At 57.8% G+C, this 1,465-nt stretch carries 2 protein-coding genes; both read right to left on the reverse strand.

The genetic code is table 11. The annotated features are described in order from the left end of the window. On the reverse strand, positions 1-491 hold a 491-nt coding region (locus ACIPIZ_RS29675; RefSeq protein ID WP_401169065.1), incomplete at its 3' end, for a cytochrome c oxidase subunit 3. A 3-nt stretch (positions 492-494) separates the two neighbouring features. Next, the coding region (locus ACIPIZ_RS29680; RefSeq protein WP_401169068.1) for a cbb3-type cytochrome c oxidase subunit I at positions 495-1,465 on the reverse strand (971 nt) is incomplete at its 5' end.

Genomic DNA, 1,465 nt, shown 5'->3' on the forward strand with positions numbered 1-1,465 from the left:
ATAATGATGCCCATCCAGATCAGACCCGCAGATACGTGCAGACCGTGGGTACCGACCAGGGTGAAGAACGCGGACAGGAAGCCCGAACGGCTAGGACCGAAGCCCTCGGAGATCAGCAGGTGGAACTCGTTGATCTCCATGGCGATAAAGCCTGCGCCCAGCAGGAAGGTCATGAACAACCAGCCCAGAACCTGCTGCTTCTTGCCTTTGAACAACGCCAGCATGGCGAAGCCGTAGGTGATCGAACTGAACAACAGCAGAGCGGTTTCGCCCAGCACGTATGGCAGTTCGAAGATGTCGTGGCCCGCTGGGCCACCGGCTACGTTGTTTACCAGTACTGCGTACACCGCGAAGATCGACGCAAACAGAATGCAGTCGGTCATCAGGTAGAGCCAGAAACCGTATACGGTCATCTCGCCCGAGTCGTGGTGATGGTCATCGTGCCCATGGTCACCATGGGCGTGTCCAACATTGGTCACTAAGTTCGACATGGTTTAAGCCTGTTCCAACGAGGTTTCAACACGGGTGGCACCGGCCGGGATTTTCCCTGCCGCAACCAGACGCTTGTGCTGCTCGGCTTCGATACGCTCGATCGTTTCAACCGGAACCATATAGCCCTGGTCGTCACGTGCAGCGTGGATCACGAAGTAGATGATGGTGCCGGCCAGGCTGGCGATCGCCAGCCACCAGATGTGCCAGATCATCGCGAAACCGAAGACGGTCAACAGTGCGCCCATCACTACGCCAGTGGCGGTGTTGTTCGGCATGTGGATCGGCTCGTACTTGGCCGGTTGCTGGTACGCAGTACCGTTTTCCTTGGCTTCAGTGAACGGGTCGATGCAGTCAGCCTTAGGCAGCACGGCAAAGTTGTAGAACGGCGGTGGCGACGAGGTCGACCATTCCAGGGTGTGTGCATTCCACGGGTCACCGTGATCGCAAACGTTCTCTGGCTTGTTACGGTCACGCACGCTCACATAGAGCTGGATCAGCTGGCAGGCAATACCCACAGCGATCATCACCGCACCGAACATGGCAACGTACAGGTACGGTACCCACTCAGGGTTGGTGGTGGCGTTCAGGCGACGGGTCATGCCCATGAAGCCCAGTGCATAGAGCGGCATGACCGCGACGAAGAAGCCCGAGATCCAGAACCAGAACGCTGCTTTACCCCAGCCTTCGTGCAGCTTGAAGCCGAACGCTTTCGGGAAGTAGAACGCGAAACCAGCGATGTAACCGAATACCGCACCGCCGATGATCACGTTGTGGAAGTGCGCGATCACGAACAGGCTGTTGTGCAGAACGAAGTCAGCACCCGGGATGGCCAGCAGTACGCCGGTCATGCCGCCGATGGCGAAAGTCACCATGAAGCCCAGAGTCCACAGAACCTGGCTGGTGAAGCGCAGACGGCCCTGGTAGATGGTGAACAGCCAGTTGAATAGCTTCACACCCGTCGGGATGGAAATCA

It is taken from the genome of Pseudomonas sp. NPDC087690, from assembly GCF_044743175.1.
Taxonomy (GTDB): domain Bacteria; phylum Pseudomonadota; class Gammaproteobacteria; order Pseudomonadales; family Pseudomonadaceae; genus Aquipseudomonas.